Source organism: Micromonospora sp. CPM1 (assembly GCF_023896895.1).
In the GTDB taxonomy this organism is placed as follows: domain Bacteria; phylum Actinomycetota; class Actinomycetes; order Mycobacteriales; family Micromonosporaceae; genus Micromonospora; species Micromonospora tulbaghiae.
In genome coordinates, this window is the sequence record NZ_JAMHIU010000020.1 from 20,541 (window position 1) to 43,892 (window position 23,352).

The following is a 23,352-nucleotide window of genomic DNA, read 5'->3' on the forward strand; positions in this document are numbered from 1 at the left end:
GTTGCTCCCGATCCACCCGGCCGGTCGCGGTTAGGGCGGGGAGCGCAGTGGGTAGTTCCCGAGCATGCGCGACGACGAGTACCCCACCCCCGTGTCCGATCCCGAGGCGGAGGGTCTGCCCGACACCGCCGACGACGACTCCACCGCCAACGACGACGTGCTGACCGGGCGCGAGGCGGACGGCCCCGAGCCGGCCCAGCTCCCCGGTGACCGCACGCCGGTCGCCGTGGACCAGTTCGGCACCACGGCGGAGGAGCAGCTCGACGGCGAGTCGCTGGACTACAAGCTCCAGCGCGAGCAGTACGAGCGTCCCGCCGACGATCCGCTCGCCGGCCCGGTCGACCCGGACATCGCCGCCGAGGCGGACAGCGAGGAGGCCGCCGCGCAGGCCCAGCTCGACGCCGACGTGATCGACCCGGGCCCGGTCTCGGACCCGGACTCCCCGGTGTCGGTGTACGACCACGGCCAGCTCGGCACCGTCGCCGACCACCAGGTGGGCCGGCTGGTCGAGCCGGACGAGGGCGCGCACACCGACCAGGAGACCGACAACGTCGCCTACGACGCCGGCGCGGCCGGTGGCGGGGCCAGCGCGGAGGAACTGGCGGTGCACGAGACCCGGCCGCCGGACGCGCGCTGACCGCTCAGTCGTCCAGGCCCCGCTCGATGGCGTACCGGGTCAGCTCGACCCGGTTGTGCAACTGGAGCTTGCCCAGGGTGTTCTGCACGTGGTTCTGCACGGTCCGGTGGGACAGACCCAGCCGGTCGGCGATCTGCTTGTAGGACAGCCCCTTGGCGACCAGACGAAGCACCTCGGTCTCCCGTTCGGTGAGCCGGGGTGCTTCGTCGTGCGGGGCGGGCGGCGTCGCGGCCAGCCGCCGGTACTCCCCCAGCACCAGCCCGGCCAGGCCGGGCGTGAACACCGGCTCGCCGGCCGCCGTGCGGCGCACCGCGTCCAGGAACTCCGCCGGTGCGGCCGACTTGGTCAGGTAGCCTGTGGCGCCGGCCTTGACCGCGTCGAGCACGCCCTGCGGCTCGCCGCTGGCCGAGAGCATGAGCACCCGCACGTCGGGCAGCGCGGCGCGCAGCCCCCGGATCACCTCGACGCCGGAGATGTCCGGCAGCTGGAGGTCGAGCACGACCAGGTCGGGGCGGGCCGCCGCGGCCACCCGTACCGCCTGCCGTCCCTCCCCGCTGGTCGCCACCACCTGGTGACCGGCCTCGGTGAGGTCGCGGGCCACACCCTCGCGCCACATCGGGTGGTCGTCGACCACCATCACCCGGATGCTCACCCGCGGCTCCTCGGCACGACCAGCTCGATCTCGGTGCCGGCGCCGGGCGCGGACACGATCCGCACCTCGCCGCCCAGGTCCGTCACCCGGCCCCGGATGGACTGCGCCACCCCGAGCCGCCCCTGCGCGGCGGCCTCCGCCAGCCGCCCCTCCGGGATGCCCGGTCCCTCGTCGCGTACCGAGACGGTCACCGTCTCCTCCTCGTCCTCGATCAGCACCCAGGCCCGCCCGCCGGCGTGCCGGGCCACGTTGTCGAGCGCCGCGCCGACCGCCGCGCCCAGCTCACCGGCGGCCCGCGCCGGCAGCGGCACCGGTGTGGCGGGCGCGGACACCACGACCGTGGCCGAGGCGTACCTGTCGAGCAGGTCCCGCAGGTCCTGCTCGTCCCCGGCCGGGTCCGGCGGCGCGCCCGCCCGGCCGATCAGCGCCCGCAGCGCCACCTCCTGCTCGCCGGCCAGCCGGGCCAGCTCGGCCGCCTCGCCGTCCAGGTCCGCGCCGCGCCGCCGGACCAGCGCGAGCACCTGGAGCACCGAGTCGTGGATGTCGCGGGCCAGACGCTCCCGTTCCCGGGTGGCCGCCTCCAGCTCCACCGCCCGCTGCAACCGCTCCTCCGCCTCCACCGCCAGCCGCGCCACGTGCCCGACCACCACACCGGCGAGCAGCATCAGGATCGCCCCGGTCAGCGCGGACGGGCTGATCCGGTCCCGGGTGGCGAGGTCGGCGCCGCCGAGCACCAGCGCGGCCACCGCGCCGCGCCGCCGCCCGCCGGAGACCGCCCAGGCGAGCACCGGCCCGGCCAGCCAGGCGGCGGTCAGCATCGGCACTCCGGCGGCGAGCGCCGCGCGGCCCACCACCCAGGGCGTGACCAGGATGATCGCCAGCACCACGCCGAGGTCGGCCAGGAGCAGCGGCCAGCGCCGCCCGGCCGGACGGCCGTAGCCGGCCGCCGTCACGCCGCTCCACGCCAGCATCGCCAGCAGGACGCCGCCCGCGGCGACCGGGTGCGCGTAGCGGTCCGCGTCGCGCAGGACGACCAGTCCGACGTACGCGAGCGCGGCGAAGCGGAACACCGCTATCGATCGCCAGAAGGGGCCCTCGAGGCCGGAGGACGACGGCATGTGCGTCACCCTGTCACAGCCGGTCCAGGGCACCCCGGGCGGTGCGGCTCGAGAAACCCTGACGTACGGTGGAAATGCCGCGAAAGTCGTCGAGAAGCATCGTCGGGACGGGGTCATGACAGACGCAGAACTCCCCGCACCGCGTACGGTTGTGCCCATCGAACCTTCCCTCCTTCTCGCCACGGCCTTCGACCAGGCGCAGGTGACCGGGCTGCGGCACTCGGTCACCTCCTGCGCGCGCGGGTCCGGCCTGTCCGGCCAACGGCTGGACGACTTCGTGCTGGCGGTCAACGAGCTGATCACCAACGCGGTCCGGCACGGCGGCGGGCAGGGCTGGCTGCGGCTCTGGGAGCGGAACGGCGAACTGGTCTGCGAGGTCGCCGACCACGGGCCCGGCATCAGCGAACGGCGGCTGCGCGACCGCGACCGGCCCGCGCCGGACACCGCCGGCGGCTGGGGCCTCTGGCTGGCCCGGGAGCTGAGCGACGCGATGGAGGTGGAGAGCGGCGACGCCGGCACAGTCGTCCGGATCACCGCCGCGCTCGCCACCCGCCAGCCCGTCACCGGCCCGCTGGACGGCTGACCCGCCCGGTCAGGCGAACAGGGCGCTCACCGACTCCCCGTTGTGGATCCGCCGCATCGCCTCGGCCAGCGCCGGCGCCACCGACAGCACCTCCAGCGTCGGCACCCGCTTCTCCGCCGGGATCGGCACCGTGTTGGTGCAGACGATCTCCAGGACGCCCTCCTGCGCGCTCAGCCGCTCCAGCGCCCCGCTGGAGAACAGGCCGTGCGTACAGGCCAGCCGGATCGAGCGGACCCGCCGCTCGCGCAGGTGCGAGATCAGCTCGATCACGGTGCTGCCCTTGGCGATCTCGTCGTCCAGCACGATCACGTCCCGGTCCGCCACGTCGCCGATGATCGTGCTGATCTGCACCCGGTCGTCGCTGTAGCGCTGCTTCGCGCCGGCCGCCACCGGCGTGCCGAGCATCCGGGCGAACGCGGCGGCCTCCTTGGCGTTGCCCAGGTCCGGCGAGACCACCACCGCGTTGCTCAGGTCGTACCCCTTGAAGTGGGCGGCCAGCTCGCGCAGCGCGTGCAGGTGGTCCACCGGGACGCTGAAGAAGCCGTGCACCTGCGGCGAGTGCAGCGTCATGGCCAGCACCCGGTCCGCGCCCGCGGAGGTGAGCAGGTCGGCGACGAGCCGGCCGCCGATGGAGATGCGCGGCGCGTCCTTCTTGTCCGACCGCGCGTACGCGTAGTGCGGCAGCACCACTGTGATCCGCGCGGCCGACGCGCCCCGCGCCGCGTCGATCATGAGCAGCAGCTCGACCAGGTGCTCCTGCACCGGCGGCACCAGCGGCTGGATGAGGAAGACGTCGCGCTCCCGGCAGTTCGCCTGCAACTGCACCTCCAGGCAGTCGTTGGCGAACCGGGACACCCGGACCGGGTGCAGCGGGACGTGGAGGTGGGCGCAGATCTCGGCGGCGAGGTCGGGATGGGCCGACCCGCTGAACACGGCAATGTCACGCACGTCTGATGATCGTACGGGCCGCCGGAGGGAGACGGTGGACGCTCGCGGCGGGTACGGTGCTGCCGTGACCGCAGAGTTCGTCGCCGCGATCGACCAGGGCACCACGTCCTCGCGCTGCATCGTCTTCGACCGGGCCGGTGAGATCGTCGCCGTGGCCCAGCGCGAGCACCGGCAGATCTTCCCCCGGCCCGGCTGGGTGGAGCACGACGCCGAGGAGATCTGGACGAACGTCGAGCACGTGGTGCGCGAGGCGCTGGCGAGCGCCGACATCGGCACCGAGTCGCTGGCCGCGGTGGGCATCACCAACCAGCGGGAGACCACAGTGGTGTGGGACCGGGAGACCGGCCGCCCGGTGGCGAACGCGATCGTCTGGCAGGACACCCGCACCGGCCCGCTGCTGCGCGAGCTGACCGGGACGTACGACGAGGAGCGGCTGCGGGCCCGCACCGGCCTGACCCCGGCCACCTACTTCGCCGGCCCGAAGCTGCGCTGGCTGCTCGACCACGTCGACGGGCTGCGCGAGCGGGCCGAGCGCGGCGAGGTGCTGTTCGGCACCATGGACAGCTGGCTGATCTGGAAGCTGACCGGCCGGCACGTCACCGACGTGACGAACGCCAGCCGCACCATGCTGATGGACCTGGAGACGCTCGACTGGGCCCCGGAGCTGCTCGACGCGCTGCGGATCCCGGCCGCCGTGCTGCCCGAGATCCGCAGCTCGGCCGAGGTGTACGGCACCGCGCAGGGGGTGCTGGCCGGAGTGCCGGTGGCGAGCGCGCTCGGCGACCAGCAGGCGGCGCTGTTCGGGCAGACCTGCTTCCAGCCCGGCGAGGCCAAGTGCACCTACGGCACCGGCAGCTTCCTGCTGCTCAACACCGGCGCCAGCCCGGTGCCGTCGCGGCACGGCCTGCTCACCACTGTGGCGTACCGGATCGAGGGCCAGCCCGCCGTGTACGCGCTGGAGGGCGCCATCGCGGTCACCGGCTCGCTTGTGCAGTGGCTGCGCGACAACCTGGGCCTGATCTCCACCGCCCCCGAGGTCGAGGAGCTGGCCCGCACCGTCGACGACAACGGCGGCTGCTACGTGGTGCCGGCCTTCTCCGGCCTGTTCGCCCCGCACTGGCGCAGCGACGCCCGGGGCGTGATCGCCGGGCTGACCGGCTACATCACCAAGGGGCACCTGGCCCGCGCGGTGCTGGAGGCGTCCGCGTTCCAGACCCGCGAGGTGGTGGACGCGATGAACGCCGACTCCGACGTGGCGCTGCGCCGGCTGCGGGTGGACGGCGGGATGACCGGCAACGAGCTGCTCATGCAGTTCCTCGCCGACGTGCTGGACGTGCCGGTCGTGCGGTCCCGGATCACCGAGACGACGTGCCTCGGCGCCGCGTACGCCGCCGGCCTGGCCGTCGGGTTCTGGCCCGACCTGGCCACGCTGCGGGAGAAGTGGCGCTCGGACGCGCAGTGGGAGTCGACGATGGACCCGGCGCACCGGGAGCGCGAGCTGCGCCAGTGGCACAAGGCCGTCCGGCGCACTCTCGACTGGGTCGACTAGCCCAATCCTCCGCCCCGGGTCGGTCCGCGTCGCTGCCCGCATGCTCGGTCGCCGAACGTGGCCCGCCTCGCCAGGCCCCACCGGAGGCGCCGGCCCCGCAGCGGTTCAGGATGCGACGGCCTGGGCAGCGGCCGCGAACCCGGCGACGGCGGTGAGCAGCATGACGACCTGCGCGAACCGACGGTGCCGGTTCAATATCCCCGAGATCCAGTGCGGCTCCCGCGACGTGCCGTCCTCGCGGTCGGGCCGGGGCGGCATCAAAAGAATGGCCGCTGCGATCGGCAGGCCGAATCCCACACCGTACGCGATGCCCTGCCACCAGGGCGCGACATTGAGCAGACCGAGAACGATCAAGGCCCATGTCGCCGCGGAGATCCGGAACGTCGTGACGGCCAGTCCGGTGTCCAGCCCCCAGATCAGCGCCCCCCTGGTGTTGCCGTAGCGGAAGACCAGGTTCTTCGGGGTCTGACGGCGGAAGGTGATCGGGCACATCGTGCGGCGGCGAAACGCCAGGACGTCCAGCACGATCAGCGCGCCGATGCACACCAGCGCTGTTGCCAGGCGTGCCTTCTCCGGAAGCAGGTACGTGCCAAGGGCCATGCCGACGAAGTTCGCGATGCCGAAGAGTGCGGTCGCTGAGACCAGGAATCCCGCGCAGAGCGCCGCCGTCGGCAGTCCTGCGTCGCGGAACCGGTGAGCGAGTGAGTTCCCCCCCTGGACCAGAGGGGTTCGGGGGATGCCGCCGAGGGCCAGCGGACGCAACATCCCCACGAATGAAACGCCTCAAGGACTGAACAACTGGGCGAAGCCCGCGGTCATGGCCAAGACCACCATGGCCGGAACGACGAAATCAGGCGGAGCGGTCATACATTCTCCGGCGCCACCGCAGCCTGCCGAGAGCCACCGACGTCACGTACTGAGGCGCGAACGAGTTCGAGTTGCCGGATCGAAGGAATGCTACTGGCGCGAGTCATCCGCCCATGCTCGATGACGACTGCAGCAGGCGTCAGCTTGAGCCCCAGTCCGGCGGCGATCTTGCCATCGCGGTCGATCAGAGTCCGATCGGGATCCAGCCGGTAGCTCAGCGCGAGCTCGCCGGCGCCGTCTGCTCCCTGGCCGGGCTCGACGACCAGGAAGAGGTCGGGGTGGACGCTGCCGTCCAGCGAGGCGGCGATTGAGCGGCATGTGCCGCATCGGTCGGAAAGCAGAAGCACGACACCCCGGACCGCGGTGTCCAAAGCCGTCGGCAGGCCGGCTCGGCTCGGCGTGCGGTCGGCCGGCAGATCGAGCGGGATCGGCCGGTCGACCAGACCGCTGTACTCCCGAAGTTGCTCGATGGTCCGGTACATCTCGACCTGCGAGCCGAGAAGCAGCAGGAGAAGCGCTCCCAGCAGCACGACGGCCACCGACAAGGCTATTGTCATCGAACCCCTTCAATCGTGTGGAGGCCGACGACAATGTCAGCCCGAGACTCCGCGGCCTCCTCGATGGCCGCCCGATAGGCCGCGTCGTTCCGCCAGGCTCGAACGACCTTGACGGCGTGCAGCCCGGACGAGGCGACGACGGCCAACGCCAGGAGATTCAGACCCTGCGAGACGGACCACTGCGGCGGGGACAAGGCGAGCACAGCAGCCGCCGCCAGCCACAGCGGAAGAAGGATGATCTGCCTCCGGCCGAGCAGTCCGTCCGTGGCAGCGCCCAGACACGAACAGGCGACGGGCTGTTCGGCACGCAGACTCAGCATGCCGGCTGCGGCGAAAGCCAAGCCGAGAGCGGCCACGGCAACCGAGGGCCATGCCATCGCAGGAAACAGCATCAGGCCGACGGCCGCGCCGAGTTCTGCGACCGGCACCAGGACACGGAGGGGTGGAATCAGAACGTCCGGCACTCCCAGGCCGGCCAATGTCGAGCCGAACGAGGACTGCGCTCTGAGCTTCTCCACCCCACCGACAACGAACACGGCAGTCAGTGCAAAGGCAACAAGTGCCGAAAGTAGAACCACGCTGTTACCTCTTGCCTCGATCAGCAGCCGATGCCGTCATCCGCACCCGGCGCCGTCGTCCCACCAGATGGAGCAGTAGTAGACACCGCCCTGCCAGCAAGTACCGCTGTCCCTCTGGCATTCTCCGCAACCGATGATGCGCATGCCCGCCTGGCACCACCAGTACCTCTTGTAACCCTTACTGCAGGAGAACCTCTCGTCGCACCCACTGCACCTCGTGTTGCTGGCAAGTGAGCAGCAAGGCGACGCGAGGCCGGCTGCGGCGGGTCTTGAGGCCGCGAACACGCCGGACAGTCCGGCGACGATAGCGAGCCCTCCGCGGCCGAAGAACTTGAGGACGCCGCGGCGCCCGTCAGTCATCGGTTCGAGCCGACCAGAGTCAGATGATTGGACGGACGCCCTTGTGTTTTGGGCAGGCGGAACCAACGTATCCATTGACAAGTCCTTGGGTGAGGCGGTCTAGGAATTCTTCGGAAGCGTCGCGAATGCAGACACCGGCTTCACGCTCACGCATGAGAGTTCGCCGTTCACATCGTTCTTGACGCAGAACGCGATCGATTCCTCGGACGTCGCGCTTCGCGAGACCGTCGTTCCCGGATTCTGCAACCTGACCGTTTGCCCGGCGATTCGAGCGGATGACCCCGATGAGCCCTCGAGGTGGCCACGGATCGGCTCGACGAGCGGCATGACGGCTCCCGAGCTGGACTCGTCCAGCATGCCGGCGAGAATCACCCGGTCGCCCGGCTGGAGCTGCCAGCCGGCAGGGAAGCCGGTCACCGGCGCCACGTGTCGGGCAACCACGGACCCCGAGGACGACAACACCTCCACCTCGGCCGCGCCGCCGGAGCTGCTGATCACCCTGGCGATGCGGGCTCGGCCAGGTGAGCTTGTCGAAGCTGCGGCATTGGCGGTACCCGCACCGACAGCCGCCGCGCCGGCGGCACCCGCCACCAGAGCCGCCGATCCAGAGATCAATGAACGTCGTGACAACCTGCCATGGCCGGCCATCTGCCTCCCCCGTCTTTTGTGGAGATGCCATCCGACACGAAGCCTGCCATGGACATGGCGGGGTGTCAATGTCTCATTACGCTGCGCATCGGATCGGCAAGCCCTTCCGTCGCGGTTCGGGGAATCGTCAGAATGGGTTTGACAGATGCGACCATTCGAATCACCGTGCTGCGCCTCTCGGCACGGCACGGACCCGGGTCGCGGTTCGACCTGCACCGTGAACGAGGCAACGGATTCGGCACCTGCTGGGCTCCCACTCCGCTGCGGCGCCAGCAGCAGCGGGGCCCGGAAGCGGGTGGTCGCGCGCGAGGTCAGTCCCAGCTGTTGCCGGTGAGCTTCTCGTACACCTCGACGTAACGGGCCCGGGTCGCCTCGATCACCTCGGCCGGCACCTCCGGCGCGGGCGGCTGCTTGTCCCAGCCGCTCGACGTGGCCCAGTCCCGCACGTACTGCTTGTCGTAGGAGAACTGCGCGCGGCCCGGCTGGTACGACTCGGCCGGCCAGAACCGGGACGAGTCGGAGGTGAGCACCTCGTCGCCGAGGACCAGCGTGCCGTCCGCAGCCCAGCCCAGCTCCAGCTTCGTGTCCGCGATCAGGATGCCCCGCTCGGCGGCGATCTCCGCGCCGCGCCGGTAGACGTCGACGGTGATCTGCCGCAGCCGCTCCGCGACCTCCGGCCCGACCTTGTCGACCACCTGCTCGTACGTGATCGGCTCGTCGTGCTCGCCCTTCGGCGCCTTGGTCGACGGGGTGAAGATCGGCTCGGGCAGGATCGACGCCTCGACCAGGCCGCGGGGCAGCGGCACCCCGGAGACGGAGCCGGTGCGCTGGTACTCCGCGAAGCCGCCGCCGGTCAGGTAGCCCCGGGCCACGCACTCGACCGGCACCATGTCCAGCCGCCGGCAGCGGATCGCCCGGCCGGCGAACTCCGCCGGCACGTCGGTCGCGGAGATCACATGGTTCGGCACCAGGTCGGACAGCTGCTCGAACCACCACAGCGACAGCGCGGTGAGCAGGCGGCCCTTGTCCGGGATCGGGGTCGGCAGCACCACGTCGTAGATGGAGACGCGGTCCGTGGCGACCAGGATCAGGTCCTCGCCGTCGGCGTAGACGTCCCGGACCTTGCCCGAGTGCAGAAGTTCCACGGCGCTAGTACACCATGACGGGCGCGCGCCGCCGGGCGCGCCCACCAGCCGTCCCGCCCGGCGTTGACACCCGGCCGGGGGCCGGTGAAATGATCCGTCCACCCCACCTTCGGAGAGAGACCCGTGCGCGCTCCGCAGTCCGTACCCCGTCCCGGGCTCGACCGGCGACGGTTCCTCGGCGCGCTCACCGGGCTGCCGCTCGCCGCCGGCGCGCTGCCGCTGCTCACCGGGTGCAGCCCGGAGGAGGTGGCCGCGGACGACGGCCCGATCGAGCTGTCCGTGTTCTGGTGGGGCGGCGCCCGCCGGGCCGCGGCCACCGAACAGGCGCTGCGGCTGTACTCGCAGCAGAACCCCCGGGTCAGCTTCCGGGTCACCTGGCAGGGGCTGGGCGGCTACTACGACCGGATCGCCACCCAGGCCACCGGCGGGAACGCGCCGGACCTGTTCCAGATCGACGACACCCTGCTCGCCGAGTACGCCGGCCGGGACATCCTGCTCGACCTCACCCGGTACGTCGCCGACGAGCGGCTCGACCTGCGCGAGGTGCCGGAGCAGCTGGCCCGCTACGGCCGGGTGGACGAGCGCACGGTGGGCGTGCCGGCCGCGCAGACGAGCGCCGCGCTGGTGTTCAACCGCCGGCTGCTGCGCGGGCTGGGCCAGCCCGAGCCGCGTACCGGGATGTCCTGGAAGGAGTACGTGACCTGGGCCGCCCGCGTCACGCGCGCCTCCGGCAACCGGGTCGCGGGCACCATGGACGCCTCCGGCGACTACCGGGCGTTCTGGCTCTGGCTGCGCGGCCAGGGCAGCGAGCTGTACCAGGGGCGGCAGCTCGGCTTCAGCTCCGCCGAACTGCTCGCCTGGTTCGAGTTCTGGGAGGTGGCGCGCTTCGACCGGGCCACACCGAGCGCCGCGCTGGTCGAGCAGGCCGACAGCGGCGAGCTGGCCCGCCAGCTCGTGGTCACCGGGCACACCGCGGCCTCCTTCGCCTGGTCGCACCAGTTGCCCGAGTTGCAGAGCCTGACCGACGACGAGCTGGGCGCGGTCGCCTTCCCGGGCACGCCCGCCGCCCAGTGGCCGCGCGCGTCGATGTACTGGGCCGGTTTCCGGGGCACCCGCCACCCGGACGCGGTGGTGGACGTGCTCGACTTCCTGACCACGAACGTGGCGGCCGGCCGGCTCCTCGGCGTCGAGCGCGGCCTGAACGCCAGCAAGCAGGTGCGCTCGTTCGTGGCCACGGAGGTGACCGGCCGGGCCGAGAAGCGCATGGCCGCGCTCGGCACCGAGCTGGACGACCTGGCCGGCCCGTCGCCCGCGCCGCCGCCCAAGGGGCACGCGGCGGTGCGCACGCTGCTGATCGAGGCGGCCGAGAGCATCCGCGGCAAGCGGGCCGGCGCCCGCACCGCCACCTCCCGCTTCATGGCCCAGGCGAACGCCGCCCTCGCCGAGTGACCCGCCCCACCCCGCCCGGCGTGGGCGGGGTGGGCAGGGGGTCAGCGCGGAGGGCGGTTGCGGCGGTTACGGGTGAGCAGCACCACCAGCAGCACGATGCCGCCGACCACCACGAGGCAGCAGAGCAGGCCGAGGAAGCCGAACCCGCCGCGGGAGCGCCGGCGCGCGGCCTCCACCACGATCTCGCCGGTGCCCGACGACGCCCAGGCCGCGACCGGCACGAACACCGAGAGCACGACCGTACCGAGGACCGCGCCCAGGCGGCCCCACCACTTGTTCCATGCAGACATGCCCCCATCCTCGCCGAGACCCGCAACCGGGGCACGGCGGACGGAAAGGATGTCGCCGGACGCGGCGAAGGGCCGCTGCCACAGCCCGGGTGGCTTTACTCACGATTAGCCGTCCATTTGGACTGTTACGGTTGGCCGGTGACCTCCTCCCTGCGCTCCAACCCCGCGCCGGCCCGTGCCGGAAAGCGGGAATGGGCGGCCCTCGTGGTCCTCGTCCTCGTGGTCCTTCTCCTCGCCATCGACGGGACGGTCCTCTACCTCGCGGTCCCGTCCCTGACGGAGGACATCGGGCCCAGTGCCACGCAGATCCTGTGGATCGGGGACATCTACGCCTTCGTGCTCGCCGGGCTCCTGATCACGATGGGCAACCTGGCCGACCGGATCGGCCGGAAACGGCTGCTGATGATCGGCACTGTGGGGTTCGGCTCGGCGTCCGTGCTGGCGGCCTTCGCCTCCACGCCGGAGGTGCTGATCGCGGCCCGCGCCCTTCTCGGCCTGGCCGGCGCCACGTTGATGCCGTCGACGCTCTCGATCGTCCGCTCGATGTTCGCCGATCGCGCTCAGCGGGCCCGGGCCATCGCGCTCTGGTCCGCCGGGGCGACCGCCGGGGCCGCGCTCGGCCCGCTGGTGGGCGGCGCGCTGCTGGAGCGCTTCTGGTGGGGATCGGTCTTCCTGATCAACGTGCCGGTGATGGTGCTGGCGCTGGTGGCGGGGTGGCTGCTGCTGCCGGAGTCGAAGGGCGAGGCGCCGGCGCGGATCGACGTGGGCTCCTCGGCGCTGTCCATCGTCACGATCGTCCCGCTGGTCTTCGCCCTCAAGCGTCTGTTCAGTGACGGGGTCGACGCCCTCACCGTGGCCGCAGCCGCGGCCGGGCTGCTGGCCGGATGGTGGTTCGTACGGCGGCAGAACCGGCTGGCGGTGCCGCTGCTCGACGTCTCGCTGTTCAAGGTGCCGGCGTTCTCGGGCGCGCTGGCCGCCAACGTGCTGGCCATCTTCGGGTTCCTGGGGCTGCTGTTCTTCTTCTCCCAGTACCTCCAGCTGGTCCGGGGCTTCGGCCCTCTGAAGGCAGGCGCCGCCGAGCTGCCCGGGACACTCGCCGCGGTGCTCGTGGTGGCGCTGATCGGCGTCCTGCTGGCGCGGCTGGGCGCGGGCCGCGCGATCGGGCTGGGACTGATGGCCGCCGCCGTCGGGCTCGCCGTCATGGGGATGAGCGTCGACCTGCGGAGCTACTGGGGCCTGGGCGTCGGCCTCGCCGTCATCGGGCTCGGCATCGGTGTCGCCATGACGCTCTCCACGGACGCCGTCGTCGGCGCCGTCCCGGAGCGGCGCGCGGGTGCCGCGTCGGCGGTGGCCGAGACGGCGTACGAGCTGGGCGGCGCGCTCGGCATCGCCGTCCTCGGCTCGCTGCACGGGCTGCTCTATCGCTCGTCGCTGACGCTCCCGGCCGGGGTCAGTGCCACCGATCGGGCGCTGGCGGAGGACTCCCTGGCCGCAGCCGTGTACGGGTCACCGACGCCCGGCGTCGTGGCCGCGGCGCAGGACGCCTTCGCCCAGGCGATGCAGTCCGCCACCTTCGTGGCCGCCGTGATCCTGGTCGGCGCCGCGGTGGTGGCCTGGAAGATCATTCCCTCCGAGCCCGTGTCCCGTGGAGGTGTCCGTGTCGACCACTGAACGTCGTCCGATCCGCGATCGTGCACGCACCCGGCGAGCAGTGCTGGACGCCGCCGAACGGGTGGTCACCCGGCACGGCGCCAACGTCAGCCTGGCCGCCATCGCCCAGGAGGCGGGTGTCACCAAGAGCGGCCTGATGCACCATTTCCCCTCCCGCGAGGACCTGTTCGCCGCCCTGGTCGAGCAGGTGATCACCCGGTTCTGGGCGGAGGTGAACGCCCACGTCGACCCCGCCGACGACCGGCCCGGAGCCTTCACCCGCGGGTACGTGCGCGCCCTCACCGGAGACAGCGCGTACCTGGCGGAACTGAACAGCGCCACCGGCCTGCTCGCGCAACTCGGGGTCGACAGCATGGAGCACGTGCTCGCTGTGGATCCCGAGGACCCGGCACGCTGGAACCGTGCCTTCGAGGCCGACGGCCTGCCGCCGGGCCGCGTCTGGGCCGTCCGGTACGCCGCGGAGGGAATCGCCATCGGCATCGGCACCGCCTACGTCACGGACGAGCAGCTCCGGCTGGCCCGCGCGGAACTGCTCGCCCTCACCGAGACGGCGCCGGAATGAGTTCAGGCCCGGAATCCGTGGATTCCGGGCCTGAACCTTTGTAGCGGGGACAGGATTTGAACCTGCGACCTCTGGGTTATGAGCCCAGCGAGCTACCGAGCTGCTCCACCCCGCGTCGGCTCATACAGCTTATCGCACCCCGATCCTGGAGATCAGCCGGGTACCCGATCCCGGCGCCGGCCGTTCCCGGGGCGCCTCGGGCCGGAACGGCGAAGGGCCCCGGAGAGAACTCCGGGGCCCTTCGTCACGAGTAGCGGGGACAGGATTTGAACCTGCGACCTCTGGGTTATGAGCCCAGCGAGCTACCGAGCTGCTCCACCCCGCGTCGGCTCGACAACCGTAGCGCACCGACCCGGGGAGGCGCAAAACGGGTACTCAGTCCAGCCACCGCCGGATCGCCTCGGCCGCCCGGCGGCTGTCCGCGTCGAACTGGGCGCGCTGGGTCGAGGTGCTCTCCCAGCCCTGCTCCCACAGCACCGTCACCACGTCGCCGGAGCGCACCGCGCGCACCAGGTGCACCTCGTCGCCGCCGCTCGGATCGCCGTTGGCGTCCCGGTACGGCGTCCGCGTCTCGAACAGCACCGACTCGTCGCCGTACCCGCTGTCGGGCAGCAGACGCTGCCGCACCGTCGCCGGCGGCGTACCCCGGGCGGGCTGCTCGGGGCAGGCCCGGACCGCCGCGCGCAGCTCGGCCAGCGCGGCGCCGGCGCCCCCGGGCCGGTAGATCGTGATGCTGTGCCGGTAGTTGCCGGACGGCACCTCGTCGGCCGGCGCGCCGGCCCGGCGGTACGGCAGCGACCGGGCCCGCTGCGCCACCACCCGCTCGTCGCCGGGCGTCGCGCCGCACAGCGCCGGCAGCACCGGTCCCGGGCCGAAGTAGTTGCCGGTACCGGCGTCGTTCGCGGCCGGCAGGACGAAGAACGCCCGGTCCGGGATGGTGGTCGGGGTCGCCGCGGCCGGAGGCGTGGTGGTCACGGCCGGACCGCGCGAGCCGGAGGTACGGCCGACGGACGGCGACGGCGTGGCGGTCGACGGCGCGACCGAGGGCGCGGCGGACGACGGCCGCGGCGTGGGCGTACCCGCGGGGGGTGGAACCGGGTCCGGACCCGGCCCGGCGGCGAACACCAGCTGGCTCCCCGCCACAGTGCCCGCGACCAGCCCGGCGGCGGCCAGGACGGTGATCGCGGCGCGGCGCCGGGCCCAGCGGTCGGCGCTGCGGCGCAGCCGGTCCGGCGCCGGCAGCACCCGCTCGTCGGTGTCGGCGGCGAGGGACCGGTAGTAGCGGTGCAGTTCACGCGACATCGTTGACCTCCAGCTCCTCGGCGGCGACGCCGGGCAGCAGCTCGGCCAGCCGGGCCCGTCCCCGGGACAACCAGGACTTCACCGTGCCGGCGGGCACGCCGGCCTCCCGGGCGATCTCCTCCACCGGCAGGTCGAACAGGTAGTGCAGGGCGAGCGCCTGCCGGTGCCGGGGCGGGAGCTGCCGCAGTGCCGCGACCAGCAGCACGGTGTCCTCGCCCGGCGGCCCGACGTCGGGTGGCGGGCCGGTGCGGCTGGCCGCGAGGCGCCACCCGCGCAGCCGCCGGAACCGGTCGGTCGCCAGCCGGCTGATCACCAGCCGCAGCCACGCCTCCGGCGCGGGATGGCCGGCGAGTCTCGCCCACTGCCGCCAGGCCCGGGCGTACGCCTCCTGCACGAGATCCTGGGCCTCGGCCGGGTCGCCCGCCACCGCGTACCCGTACCGGACGGCCCGCCCCGACGTGCTGCGGTAGAAGTCGTCGAAGCTGTCCGCGTCCCGCATGTGCCCTCCCGCCCCACACGTTCACCTGCACTGTTGACGGCGCGGCGGGGTCCGGGGTTGCGGCCGGGGAGTCCGTTTGACGACACGAGCCCGTGGTCCGGGTGACCGTTGCGGTCCCGGACCACGGGCTCGTGGTGTCAGCTCGGCGTCAGCCGCCCGGTGTCGGCGCGGGCGACGTCGGCGCCGGTGGCGAGACGCTGCCCGACGGCGCCGGGTTGCCCGAGCCGCCGGCCGCGGCCTGCGCCTGCTGGAACGCGCTCATCGCCTCGTCCAGCGCCTTCAGCGCACGCCCGTACCGCTCGAAGTCGCCGGACGTCTGCGCGGCCTTGACCTCGGCGATCGCGGTCTGCACCCGGGCGGCCGCCTGGGCCAGCTCTCCACTCACCGGCGGCGTGTTGTTGTCGCCCGCGGTCGGCGACGGCGTGGGGTTGTCCGGCGTGGGGTTGTCGTCGGTGGCGGGCGGCGGGTTGTTGTTCGGCGCCCGCTTGCCCTGCTCGACGAGCTGCTTGATGCCGTCGTTGAGGTTGTTGGCGAGCACCACGTACGAGCCGCCGTCACCGTAGGAGAGCAGCACCTTCTGCAACAGCGGGTACGCGTCCTGGCTGCTGCTCTTCACGTACACCGGCTCGACGTAGAGCATGCCGTCGGCGAACGGCAGCGAGAGCAGGTTGCCGTACTGCACCTGCGCCTGGTTGGAGGAGAGCAGGTTGAGCTGCTGCCGGATGTCGCCGTTGTTGGTCATCTGCTGGTGCACCTGCGTCGGCCCGGAGATCCGGGTCTGGTCCGGCAGTTCCAGCACCTCCAGCTTCGGCTGCCCGTCGACGTACGACCCGGAGACCAGCGCGGCGAGGTTCTGCCGCCCGTTCGGGGTGACCGCGGAGGTCAGCTGGAAGCGTGGCCCGTCCTGCCCGGGGAACTGGGTGAACAGGTAGTACGGCGGTTGCTTCTGCCCGCTGTCCGGCGCGTCCGGCACGTTCGGGACCTGCCAGAAGTCCTGGCCGGAGTAGAAGTCGCCCGGGTCGGTGACGTGGAACTTGGTCAGCAGGTTGCGCTGCACCTTGAACAGGTCGGCCGGGTAGCGGAAGTGCTCGGCCAGTTCGGCCGGGATGTCGCCCTTGGGCAGCACCAGGTCACCGCCGAACGCCTTGTTCCACGCCTTGAGCACCGGGTCGGTGTCGTCGTACGAGTAGAGCTTGACCGTGCCGTCGTACGCGTCGACAGTCGCCTTCACCGAGTTGCGGATGTAGTTGACGTTCTCCCGGGCGAGCTGGAACGTGCCCCGGCCGGTCAGCTCGTCGGTCGTCTCGGCCTGGAGGTTGACCCGCTCGGCGTACGGGTAGGTCGCCGCCGTGGTGTAGCCGTCGATGATCCACAGCACGCGCCCGTTGACCACCGCCGGGTACGGGTCGCCGTCGAGCGTGAGGAACGGCGCGACCTTCTCCACCCGGTCGCGCGGGTTACGCACGTACAGCAGCTTCGAGTTCTCGTTGACCGCCTCGGAGAGCAGGAAGTTCGACTCCTGCTCCTTGATCGCGTAGAGCAGCCGGCGCGGGAACGAGCCGATCTTGACGCCGCCCTCACCGGTGTACGTGTAGTACTGCTCGCCACCGGTAGAGGTGGGGCGGTCGAACTCGACGTTGCGGTCGCCGTTCTGCCCGACGATCGCGTAGTCACTCGCCTCCATCCGCTCGCCGTAGTAGATCCGCGGCTGCTGGGCCGGGATCTCCTCGGTCGGCGAGGAACACGCCTCCTGTGCCTTCTCGCCGAGGTAGCCGGAGACGAAGTACGGCTGGCCGCCGCAGACCACCTGGTTCGCCGGGGCGGCCACCAGGCCGTACCCGTGGGTGTAGACGGTGTGGCGGTTGATCCAGTTGCTCTGCTGGTCGGTCAGCTCGCCGTAGTTGATCTCACGGACGCCGACCACGTAGTCGGAGGTCTTGTCCTTGACCGAGTACCTGTCGATGTCCAGCTTCGAACCGAAGTCGTAGAAGCCGCGGACCTGCTGGAGCTGCGTGTACGTCTCGGAGACGAGCTGCGGGTCGAGCAGCCGGATGTTCGACACCACGGAGGTGTCGGTGGCGAGGCTGGCGGGTGGAACGAGGTTGCTGGCCGCGTACGGCGTGGTCTTCGTGCTGTCGAGACCGAACGCGGACCTGGTGGCCTTGATGCTGCGTTCGATGTACGGCGCCTCCTTGTCCCGGGCGCTCGGCTTGACCTCGAAGGTCTGCACAGCCCACGGGTAGATGCCGCCGATCGCCACCGCGGAGACGCCCAGCAGGGCGAGCGAGATGCCCGGCCAGACCAGGTTCCGCATCACCGCGTTGGAGAACACGATGATCGCCAGCGCCACCAGGACGGAGATCCAGGCGAGGATCTCCTTCGCCGGGAGCAGCGCGTTCACGTCGGCGTAGCCGGCGCCGTAGAGCTTGGCGCCCTCGTTGTACTCCAGCAGCATGGCCCGCCGGTCGAGCACGTAGGCGACGGCCTTGAGCAGCACGAACACGGCGACCAGCGAGCTGAGGTGGGCGCGGGCGGCGTTCGTCATCCGGTCGCCGACGCCCTGGAGGCGCACGCCGCCGAAGATGTAGTGCACCGCGAGCGCGCCGAGCAGCGACAGCACCACGGCGGTGAAGCCGACGCCGAGCACGTAGCGCCAGAACGGGAGCTGGAAGACGTAGAAGCCGACGTCGACGCCGAACTCCGGGTCCTTCACGCCGAAGTCGCCGCCGTTGCGGAACAGCAGCCACTGGCCCCAGCGGCTCTGCGCGGAGAGACCGGCGAACAGCCCGACGACGGCGGCGGCGAGCGCGATCCAGGTGCCGAGCCGCGGGCTCAGCAGCATCCGGTAGCGCTCCAGCGTGGCCTGCTCGGCCGAGTGCGGACGCATCTTGGGCCGCAGCCGGTGGGCCAGCCAGAGGTTGCCGCCGACGAGCAGCGCCATGCCGGCGCCGACCACCAGGAACAGCAGCAGGCGGGTGGCGAGCACGCCGGTGAAGACCTGGGTGTAGCGGACCTCGTCGAACCAGAGCCAGTCGGTCCAGGCGTTGACGCCCCACCCGAGGAGGGTGAACAAGATGAACACCCCGATCAGGACACCGATGGTGACGCGTCCGCGCCGGCTCATCCTCGGTAAGGGACTGCTACGCATGACCACTGTTGGCTCCGCACGCTCGATGTGATCGGCTCCGACCAGGCACCAAGAGTACGGGGTGTTCCTGAGCACGTCGGGTCAAGGTCACGTCACGATCCGCCCGCCGGCCGCCGCCCGCCCCGCCTCAGCAGCGCGTCGGCTGTCCCCCGGCGCGCAGCGTCTCGAGTGCCTTCAATGCCTCACCCAGCGTGGCGACCTTCAGCAGCGGCAGGCCCGGCTGCGGATTGCGCACCGCCTCGGCGCAGTTGTCGGCGGGCACCAGGAAGACCTTCGCGCCCGCGTCCTTGGCGCCGACCAGCTTCTGCGCGATGCCGCCGATCGGGCCGACGCGACCCTCGTCGTCGATGGTGCCGGTACCGGCGATGATCTTCCCACCGGTGAGGTCGGCCGACTCCAGCTTGTCGATGATGCCGAGCGAGAACATCAGCCCGGCGCTCGGCCCGCCGATGTCACCCAGGTCGATCTTGAGGGTGAACGGGTGCGGCTGCTGCTGGTCGATCTCCACACCGATCCGCGGCCGGCCGTCCTGTTCGCGGCTGGTCACGGTGGCCGTCCCCGGGGTGTCGCCCCGGGTGTAGCCGATCTTCAGCGCGGTGCCCGCCGGCTTCGCCCGGATCAGCTCGGTGAGCTTGGCCGCGCTCGTCACCGGCGCTCCGTCGACCGAGGTGACCACGTCGTCGGGTCGCAGCACGCCGACCGACGGGCCGCCCGGCGTGACCGCCTTGACCAGCACCTTGATCGGGTAGCCCAGCTCGCGCAGCGCCGCCGTCTCGGCGCTGGTCTGCGAGTTCTGGAAGTCCTCCGCGTTGCGCTTCTCGACCTCCTCCTGCGACTCCCCCGGCGGGTAGACCAGCTCCCGCGGCACCACCGCCTCGTCCGAGGAGAACCAGCCGGCCAGCGCCGACCGCAGCCGCACCGTCGGCTGCACACCGACAGTGGTGAGCCGGAGCTGACCGGCGGAGGTGGACGTCGCGCGGCCGGTCACCTGGATGACCTCCTTGCCGTCCTCGCTGCCCAGCGTGTTCACCGTCGGACCGGGGCCGAGAACCACGTACGGCAGCGGGACGCTCAGCACGCCGACGCTGAGCAGGGCGGTGAGCAGGGCACCGAGCAGGACGGTCACGCCGCGACGTCTCATGCGCCAGAGCGTACCGATCCGCACCCGGCCGTCCGGCGCGGTGACCGGCGGACTTCGCCCTCAGCGCAACGCCGAGTGGCGCGACCTGCGGCGGGGCCCGCGTACCGTAGAGGTCGTGCCTGATATTCCGTTCGGCTTCGCGCTCCCGGGTGGTCAACCACCAGACCCCAACGATCCCGCGGCGATGCAGCAGTTCATGTCGCAGTTGCAGCACCTGCTCTCGGCGCCGGGCAGCGGGCCGGTCAACTGGGACCTCGCCCGGCAGGTAGCCGCCAGCCAGCTCGCCGCCGCCGGCGACCCGGCGGTGTCGCCGTTCGAACGCAACGCGGTCGAGGAGGCGCTGCGCATCGCCGACCTCTGGCTGGAGCCGGCGACCTCGTGGCCCTCCGGCATCCGCACCTCGGTCGCCTGGAACCGCAACGAGTGGATCTTCAAGACACTCGACGTGTGGCGCAAGCTCTGCGACCCGGTGGCCAGCCGGATGGTCGGCGCGATGGGCGACCTGGTGCCGCCGGAGGCCCGCGCCCAGCTCGGCCCGATGCAGTCGATGGTCGCCACGCTCGGCGGCGCCCTCTTCGGCGGCCAGCTCGGCCAGGCGCTCGGCTCGCTCGCCGCCGAGGTGCTCTCCGCCGGTGACATCGGCCTGCCGCTCGGCCCCGCCGGCACCGCCGCGCTCGTCCCCGCCAACATCAAGGTGTACGGCGAGGGCCTGGAGCTGCCCGAGGACGAGGTACGCCTCTACGTGGCCCTGCGCGAGGCCGCCCACCAGCGGTTGTTCCAGCACGTGCCGTGGCTGCGCGGGCACGTGCTGACCGCTGTGGAGAACTACGCCGCGGGCATCCGGGTCAACCGGGAGGCGATCGAGGAGGCGATGGGCCGGGTCGACCCGACCGACCCGGAGTCGATGCAGGCGATCGCGCTGGAGGGCATCTTCACGCCCGAGGACACGCCCGCGCAGAAGGCGTCGCTGGCCCGGCTGGAGACCGTGCTCGCCCTGGTCGAGGGCTGGGTCTGCCACGTCGTCGACAGCGCCGCCGGTGACCGCCTGCCCAACGTCGTACGCCTCGGCGAGGCGTTCCGCCGCCGCCGCGCCGCGGGTGGCCCGGCGGAGCAGACGTTCGCCGCGCTCGTCGGCCTCGAACTGCGGCCCCGCCGCCTGCGTGAGGCGACGGTGCTGTGGGCGGCGCTGACCGAGCACCGCGGCATCGCCGGCCGGGACGCGGTCTGGGGTCACCCGGACCTGCTGCCCTCCGACGACGACTTCGCCGCGCCGGAGGCGTTCGCCACGACGAGCGCCGATCTCGACGACGAGCTGGCGAACTTCGACTTCTCCGCCCCGGGCGCTCCCGAGGAGAAGTCCCCGGGCGAGGACGACGACAAGCGCTGACAGCCACGCCGGACGGGCCCGCACGGTTCACCGTGCGGGCCCGTCCGCATCCGCGCCCCCACCCCGCCCCACCCCGCCACGCCGCCCCGCCTCACCCGTCGATCTTGGGGTTGTGGCACCGCGCAGAAGCCGCACTCGGGACATCCTGGGCGCCACAACTCCAAGATCGGCGAGCTGGGCGGCATAGCGCGCGGGCAGTGCGGGCGTGCGGGGGGGGTCAGACGGGGCGGCCGGAGAGCAGGGCTCGGGTGGCCTCCCAGCCCTCGACGGCGGGATCGAGCGCGGCCAGGTCGGCCGGGCCGCGCATGCGGTGCCAGCCGGCGGTGACCGCCACGTCCCCGGGGCTCGGTGCCGCCCGCCGCACCTCGGCCGGCTCGGTCGTGTCCAGGTCCAGCGCCGGCAGCCACGCCGGTACGGGCAGCCGCGCCGCCACCCCCAGCAGCCCGGTTCCGCTCCCCTCGACCGGGGCCACCGCCACCGGCCGGGTGGTGAGCGGGCGCAGCAGCTTGCCGAGCGTCAGCCCCGGCAGGTCCGGCGCGTCCGCCACCACCACCGCCACCTGGTCGTAGCGGGCCGCCCGGTCGCCGGTGACCGCCGCCTCGCCCGCAGTGGCCGCGAGCTCCTGTCCTGACGCCTTCCCGGCCAGCGCCGCGAACACCGCGTTCGGGGTCGGCTCGGGCACCTCGTACACCTGGGTGCCGGGCCAGACCACGGCGTCGGCCAGCCATCGGTCCCCGGCGGTGACCGCCACGGCGGTCTCCACCTCGTTCAGCGTGGCGAGCAGGTCGACCACGTCCTCGGCGAGCGCGGTACGCCATCGCGCCGGGTCGATTCCGGGCGGCGACCAGGTCACCGGGCCGAGCAGCGCCACCACCACACGTCGCGACATTCGCCGACCTTAACCCCACCCCCGCGCGGGCCCGCGCGCGATCATGAAGTTGGCGGCGACGAAGCGGACGGAACGCCGGTCCAACTTCATGATCGACCGCGACGGGCGGGGGTCACGGGATGGCGGCGGTGGCGGCTACGCCCTCCAGGTAGCCGCGGGCGCGTTCCGACCTGGGGTAGCGGGCCACCAGCGCCCAGAACTCGGCGTTGTGGCTGGGCACGATGAGGTGTGCCAGCTCGTGCAGCAGCACGTAGTCGATCACCCAGTCGGGCATGTCCTGGACCCGGTGCGAGATCCGGATGGTGCGGTCGGCGGGCGTGCAGGAGCCCCAGCGGCCGTTCTGGTTGGTCACCCAGCGGACGCTGGCCGGCGCGGCGGCCGACCCGTATTCGGTCAGGTAGAGGTCGATCAGGCGGGCGGCTCGGGCGAGCAGTTCGGCATCCGAGCGGGCCAGCCTGCCCTCGCGGGCGGCGAGCCGGGCGAGCATCCGGTCGACCCACTCGCTCTCCTCGGCCCGGGAGAACTGGTCGGGGATGAGCACGACGACGCGCTCCCCGTCCCGGTACGCGGACACCGTGCGCCGCCGACGCTGGCTGCGCCGCACCTCGACGACGGGCTTCCGCGTCACGGCCATTACCGGTCCGCGCAGCCTCGGTTGACTGTCACGATGGAAAGCTAATGCGTACTGACCAGGACTCCGCAAGAGTCAACACGACGACACGCGCCCGGAAAGTGGCGGTTGGTTGTCAGGAGTCCGGAAAAAATTCTTTGCGACGGTAGCTGACCATCACCTGACCGGCCCTGTTCACGTTAAGTGATCTACGACGAGTGACAGTCGGCGGGGCCACGCGAAGCGGATCTGGGTGCATTCATCCGGCGTGTCCGCGCGAAACTGACTTATCCGACGTTACTCGGCATGCACACTCTCGACGTCGACTTGCTCACAGAGTCGGCGCACAGCTGACATGGAACCGCCCAGACCTGGGTAGGGTCCGCCAACCACGGTCAGGTGACTGACCGCGGAGAACCCCCCGGCGCCGGGCCACGCGTGGACCGCCGCAGGGAGACCCGCCGGGACACCTCCGGCGGACGAGACGAGGAGGCTACCGTGGCCGACCAGGCCCAGACCTACAACGGTTACTGCGTGAAGTGCAAGGAGAAGCGGGACTTCGAGGGGCACGTGGAGGTCTCGAAGACCGGCATGAACATGGCCAAGGGCAAGTGCCCGGTGTGCGGCACAACAGTGAACCGCATCCTGGGTAAGGCCAAGGTCTGACCCGTACGGCAGACACGGGGGAGGACGGCCGGTGGCCGTCCTCCCCCGTCGTGTAGCCGACAGAGTTACCGGCTAGTTGTGGAAAACCGGCGAGAT

Annotated in this window: 23 protein-coding genes and 2 tRNA genes; 8 read left to right on the plus strand and 17 right to left on the minus strand. The window is 71.9% G+C overall.

Going from position 1 to position 23,352, the window contains the following annotated elements; genetic code table 11:
• Window positions 1–64 precede the first annotated feature (64 nt).
• Entirely contained in the window at window positions 65–637 is a 573-nt protein-coding gene (locus M8C11_RS22775) for a DUF5709 domain-containing protein (RefSeq protein WP_120573271.1), read from the plus strand.
• 4 nt (window positions 638–641) lie between these two features.
• Here M8C11_RS22775 and M8C11_RS22780 read toward each other — a convergent pair whose 3' ends face one another.
• Both M8C11_RS22780 and macS read right to left on the minus strand, forming a co-directional pair.
• The gene (locus M8C11_RS22780; protein WP_181726793.1) at window positions 642–1,274 is read right to left on the minus strand and encodes a response regulator transcription factor; all 633 of its coding nucleotides are present in this window, start codon (window positions 1,272–1,274) and stop codon (window positions 642–644) included.
• An 11-nt stretch (window positions 1,275–1,285) separates the two neighbouring features.
• On the minus strand, window positions 1,286–2,407 hold the full coding sequence (gene macS / locus M8C11_RS22785; RefSeq protein WP_252452925.1) for a MacS family sensor histidine kinase: 1,122 nt from the start codon (window positions 2,405–2,407) through the stop codon (window positions 1,286–1,288).
• A 115-nt stretch (window positions 2,408–2,522) separates the two neighbouring features.
• Here macS and M8C11_RS22790 point away from each other — a divergent pair, with 115 nt between their 5' ends.
• The gene (locus M8C11_RS22790) at window positions 2,523–2,990 is read left to right on the plus strand and encodes an ATP-binding protein (protein WP_252452927.1); all 468 of its coding nucleotides are present in this window, start codon (window positions 2,523–2,525) and stop codon (window positions 2,988–2,990) included.
• A 9-nt stretch (window positions 2,991–2,999) separates the two neighbouring features.
• Here the strand turns inward: M8C11_RS22790 and M8C11_RS22795 are convergent, their stop codons facing one another.
• Window positions 3,000–3,938, minus strand: coding sequence for a ribose-phosphate pyrophosphokinase (locus M8C11_RS22795; protein WP_121684795.1), 939 nt, complete (start codon window positions 3,936–3,938; stop codon window positions 3,000–3,002).
• Window positions 3,939–4,002: 64 nt separating this feature from the next.
• On the opposite strand from M8C11_RS22795, the gene glpK reads away from it, so the two are divergent.
• Window positions 4,003–5,487: a glycerol kinase GlpK gene (gene glpK, locus M8C11_RS22800; protein ID WP_252452929.1), complete on the plus strand. Its 1,485-nt coding sequence runs from the start codon at window positions 4,003–4,005 to the stop codon at window positions 5,485–5,487.
• 105 nt (window positions 5,488–5,592) lie between these two features.
• Here glpK and M8C11_RS22805 read toward each other — a convergent pair whose 3' ends face one another.
• The 5 genes from M8C11_RS22805 to M8C11_RS22825 form a co-directional block, all read right to left on the minus strand.
• Entirely contained in the window at window positions 5,593–6,252 is a 660-nt protein-coding gene (locus M8C11_RS22805) for a hypothetical protein (RefSeq protein WP_252452931.1), read from the minus strand.
• A 98-nt stretch (window positions 6,253–6,350) separates the two neighbouring features.
• Complete coding sequence (locus M8C11_RS22810; protein WP_252452933.1) at window positions 6,351–6,893, minus strand: hypothetical protein; 543 nt, start codon at window positions 6,891–6,893, stop codon at window positions 6,351–6,353.
• A gap of 14 nt (window positions 6,894–6,907) precedes the next feature.
• Window positions 6,908–7,489 carry a MauE/DoxX family redox-associated membrane protein gene (locus tag M8C11_RS22815; protein WP_252452935.1) on the minus strand — a complete coding sequence of 194 codons (582 nt, stop codon included), beginning with the start codon at window positions 7,487–7,489 and terminating at the stop codon, window positions 6,908–6,910.
• Between the two features lie 459 nt (window positions 7,490–7,948).
• Entirely contained in the window at window positions 7,949–8,347 is a 399-nt protein-coding gene (locus tag M8C11_RS22820; protein WP_252452938.1) for a hypothetical protein, read from the minus strand.
• Between the two features lie 461 nt (window positions 8,348–8,808).
• Window positions 8,809–9,642 carry a phosphoribosylaminoimidazolesuccinocarboxamide synthase gene (locus tag M8C11_RS22825; protein WP_252452941.1) on the minus strand — a complete coding sequence of 278 codons (834 nt, stop codon included), beginning with the start codon at window positions 9,640–9,642 and terminating at the stop codon, window positions 8,809–8,811.
• A gap of 123 nt (window positions 9,643–9,765) precedes the next feature.
• Here M8C11_RS22825 and M8C11_RS22830 point away from each other — a divergent pair, with 123 nt between their 5' ends.
• Complete coding sequence (locus tag M8C11_RS22830; protein WP_252452944.1) at window positions 9,766–11,091, plus strand: extracellular solute-binding protein; 1,326 nt, start codon at window positions 9,766–9,768, stop codon at window positions 11,089–11,091.
• A 41-nt stretch (window positions 11,092–11,132) separates the two neighbouring features.
• Here M8C11_RS22830 and M8C11_RS22835 read toward each other — a convergent pair whose 3' ends face one another.
• Window positions 11,133–11,381 (minus strand): hypothetical protein, encoded by a 249-nt coding sequence (locus M8C11_RS22835; RefSeq protein ID WP_091422247.1) that lies wholly within the window; start codon window positions 11,379–11,381, stop codon window positions 11,133–11,135.
• A gap of 138 nt (window positions 11,382–11,519) precedes the next feature.
• Between M8C11_RS22835 and M8C11_RS22840 the strand changes: the two genes are divergently transcribed.
• Together M8C11_RS22840 and M8C11_RS22845 are read left to right on the plus strand one after the other, a co-directional pair.
• The gene (locus M8C11_RS22840; RefSeq protein WP_252452947.1) at window positions 11,520–13,052 is read left to right on the plus strand and encodes an MFS transporter; all 1,533 of its coding nucleotides are present in this window, start codon (window positions 11,520–11,522) and stop codon (window positions 13,050–13,052) included.
• Window positions 13,039–13,614: a TetR/AcrR family transcriptional regulator gene (locus M8C11_RS22845; protein ID WP_252452950.1), complete on the plus strand. Its 576-nt coding sequence runs from the start codon at window positions 13,039–13,041 to the stop codon at window positions 13,612–13,614. The genes M8C11_RS22840 and M8C11_RS22845 overlap by 14 nt, the downstream gene beginning before the upstream one ends.
• 41 nt (window positions 13,615–13,655) lie before the next feature.
• On the opposite strand, the gene M8C11_RS22850 is transcribed toward M8C11_RS22845, so the two are convergent.
• From M8C11_RS22850 to M8C11_RS22875, 6 genes are all read right to left on the minus strand, one after another.
• A tRNA-Met gene (locus M8C11_RS22850) sits at window positions 13,656–13,729 on the minus strand.
• A 136-nt stretch (window positions 13,730–13,865) separates the two neighbouring features.
• A tRNA-Met gene (locus M8C11_RS22855) sits at window positions 13,866–13,939 on the minus strand.
• Between the two features lie 50 nt (window positions 13,940–13,989).
• On the minus strand, window positions 13,990–14,916 hold the full coding sequence (locus tag M8C11_RS22860; RefSeq protein ID WP_252452953.1) for a hypothetical protein: 927 nt from the start codon (window positions 14,914–14,916) through the stop codon (window positions 13,990–13,992).
• A complete protein-coding gene (locus tag M8C11_RS22865; RefSeq protein ID WP_252452956.1) occupies window positions 14,906–15,415 on the minus strand; it encodes an RNA polymerase sigma factor in 510 nt (169 codons plus the stop codon). Before M8C11_RS22865 ends, M8C11_RS22860 begins: the two co-directional genes overlap by 11 nt.
• A gap of 148 nt (window positions 15,416–15,563) precedes the next feature.
• Complete coding sequence (locus M8C11_RS22870) at window positions 15,564–18,563, minus strand: UPF0182 family protein (RefSeq protein WP_252452959.1); 3,000 nt, start codon at window positions 18,561–18,563, stop codon at window positions 15,564–15,566.
• A gap of 127 nt (window positions 18,564–18,690) precedes the next feature.
• Window positions 18,691–19,704 carry a PDZ domain-containing protein gene (locus M8C11_RS22875; protein ID WP_252452962.1) on the minus strand — a complete coding sequence of 338 codons (1,014 nt, stop codon included), beginning with the start codon at window positions 19,702–19,704 and terminating at the stop codon, window positions 18,691–18,693.
• A 115-nt stretch (window positions 19,705–19,819) separates the two neighbouring features.
• Between M8C11_RS22875 and M8C11_RS22880 the strand changes: the two genes are divergently transcribed.
• Window positions 19,820–21,091 (plus strand): zinc-dependent metalloprotease, encoded by a 1,272-nt coding sequence (locus tag M8C11_RS22880; RefSeq protein ID WP_252452964.1) that lies wholly within the window; start codon window positions 19,820–19,822, stop codon window positions 21,089–21,091.
• Window positions 21,092–21,308: 217 nt separating this feature from the next.
• Here M8C11_RS22880 and M8C11_RS22885 read toward each other — a convergent pair whose 3' ends face one another.
• On the minus strand, window positions 21,309–21,980 hold the full coding sequence (locus M8C11_RS22885) for a hypothetical protein (RefSeq protein ID WP_252452967.1): 672 nt from the start codon (window positions 21,978–21,980) through the stop codon (window positions 21,309–21,311).
• A 112-nt stretch (window positions 21,981–22,092) separates the two neighbouring features.
• Window positions 22,093–22,614 (minus strand): M48 family metallopeptidase, encoded by a 522-nt coding sequence (locus tag M8C11_RS22890; protein ID WP_120573257.1) that lies wholly within the window; start codon window positions 22,612–22,614, stop codon window positions 22,093–22,095.
• 474 nt (window positions 22,615–23,088) lie between these two features.
• Here M8C11_RS22890 and M8C11_RS22895 point away from each other — a divergent pair, with 474 nt between their 5' ends.
• Window positions 23,089–23,256 carry a DUF5679 domain-containing protein gene (locus M8C11_RS22895; protein ID WP_007464795.1) on the plus strand — a complete coding sequence of 56 codons (168 nt, stop codon included), beginning with the start codon at window positions 23,089–23,091 and terminating at the stop codon, window positions 23,254–23,256.
• Window positions 23,257–23,352 lie beyond the last annotated feature (96 nt).

Excerpts from the sequence above, each read along its gene's own strand:
- M8C11_RS22875 (WP_252452962.1), bottom strand. The coding sequence starts at position 19,704 with ATGAGACGTCGCGGCGTGACCGTCCTGCTCGGTGCCCTGCTCACCGCC.
- M8C11_RS22805 (WP_252452931.1), bottom strand. The coding sequence starts at position 6,252 with ATGTTGCGTCCGCTGGCCCTCGGCGGCATCCCCCGAACCCCTCTGGTC.
- M8C11_RS22870 (WP_252452959.1), bottom strand. The coding sequence starts at position 18,563 with ATGCGTAGCAGTCCCTTACCGAGGATGAGCCGGCGCGGACGCGTCACC.
- M8C11_RS22780 (WP_181726793.1), bottom strand. The coding sequence starts at position 1,274 with ATGGTGGTCGACGACCACCCGATGTGGCGCGAGGGTGTGGCCCGCGAC.
- M8C11_RS22860 (WP_252452953.1), bottom strand. The coding sequence starts at position 14,916 with ATGTCGCGTGAACTGCACCGCTACTACCGGTCCCTCGCCGCCGACACC.
- M8C11_RS22790 (WP_252452927.1), top strand. The coding sequence starts at position 2,523 with ATGACAGACGCAGAACTCCCCGCACCGCGTACGGTTGTGCCCATCGAA.
- macS (WP_252452925.1), bottom strand. The coding sequence starts at position 2,407 with ATGCCGTCGTCCTCCGGCCTCGAGGGCCCCTTCTGGCGATCGATAGCG.
- M8C11_RS22835 (WP_091422247.1), bottom strand. The coding sequence starts at position 11,381 with ATGTCTGCATGGAACAAGTGGTGGGGCCGCCTGGGCGCGGTCCTCGGT.
- M8C11_RS22890 (WP_120573257.1), bottom strand. The coding sequence starts at position 22,614 with ATGGCCGTGACGCGGAAGCCCGTCGTCGAGGTGCGGCGCAGCCAGCGT.
- M8C11_RS22865 (WP_252452956.1), bottom strand. The coding sequence starts at position 15,415 with ATGCGGGACGCGGACAGCTTCGACGACTTCTACCGCAGCACGTCGGGG.
- M8C11_RS22885 (WP_252452967.1), bottom strand. The coding sequence starts at position 21,980 with ATGTCGCGACGTGTGGTGGTGGCGCTGCTCGGCCCGGTGACCTGGTCG.
- M8C11_RS22775 (WP_120573271.1), top strand. The coding sequence starts at position 65 with ATGCGCGACGACGAGTACCCCACCCCCGTGTCCGATCCCGAGGCGGAG.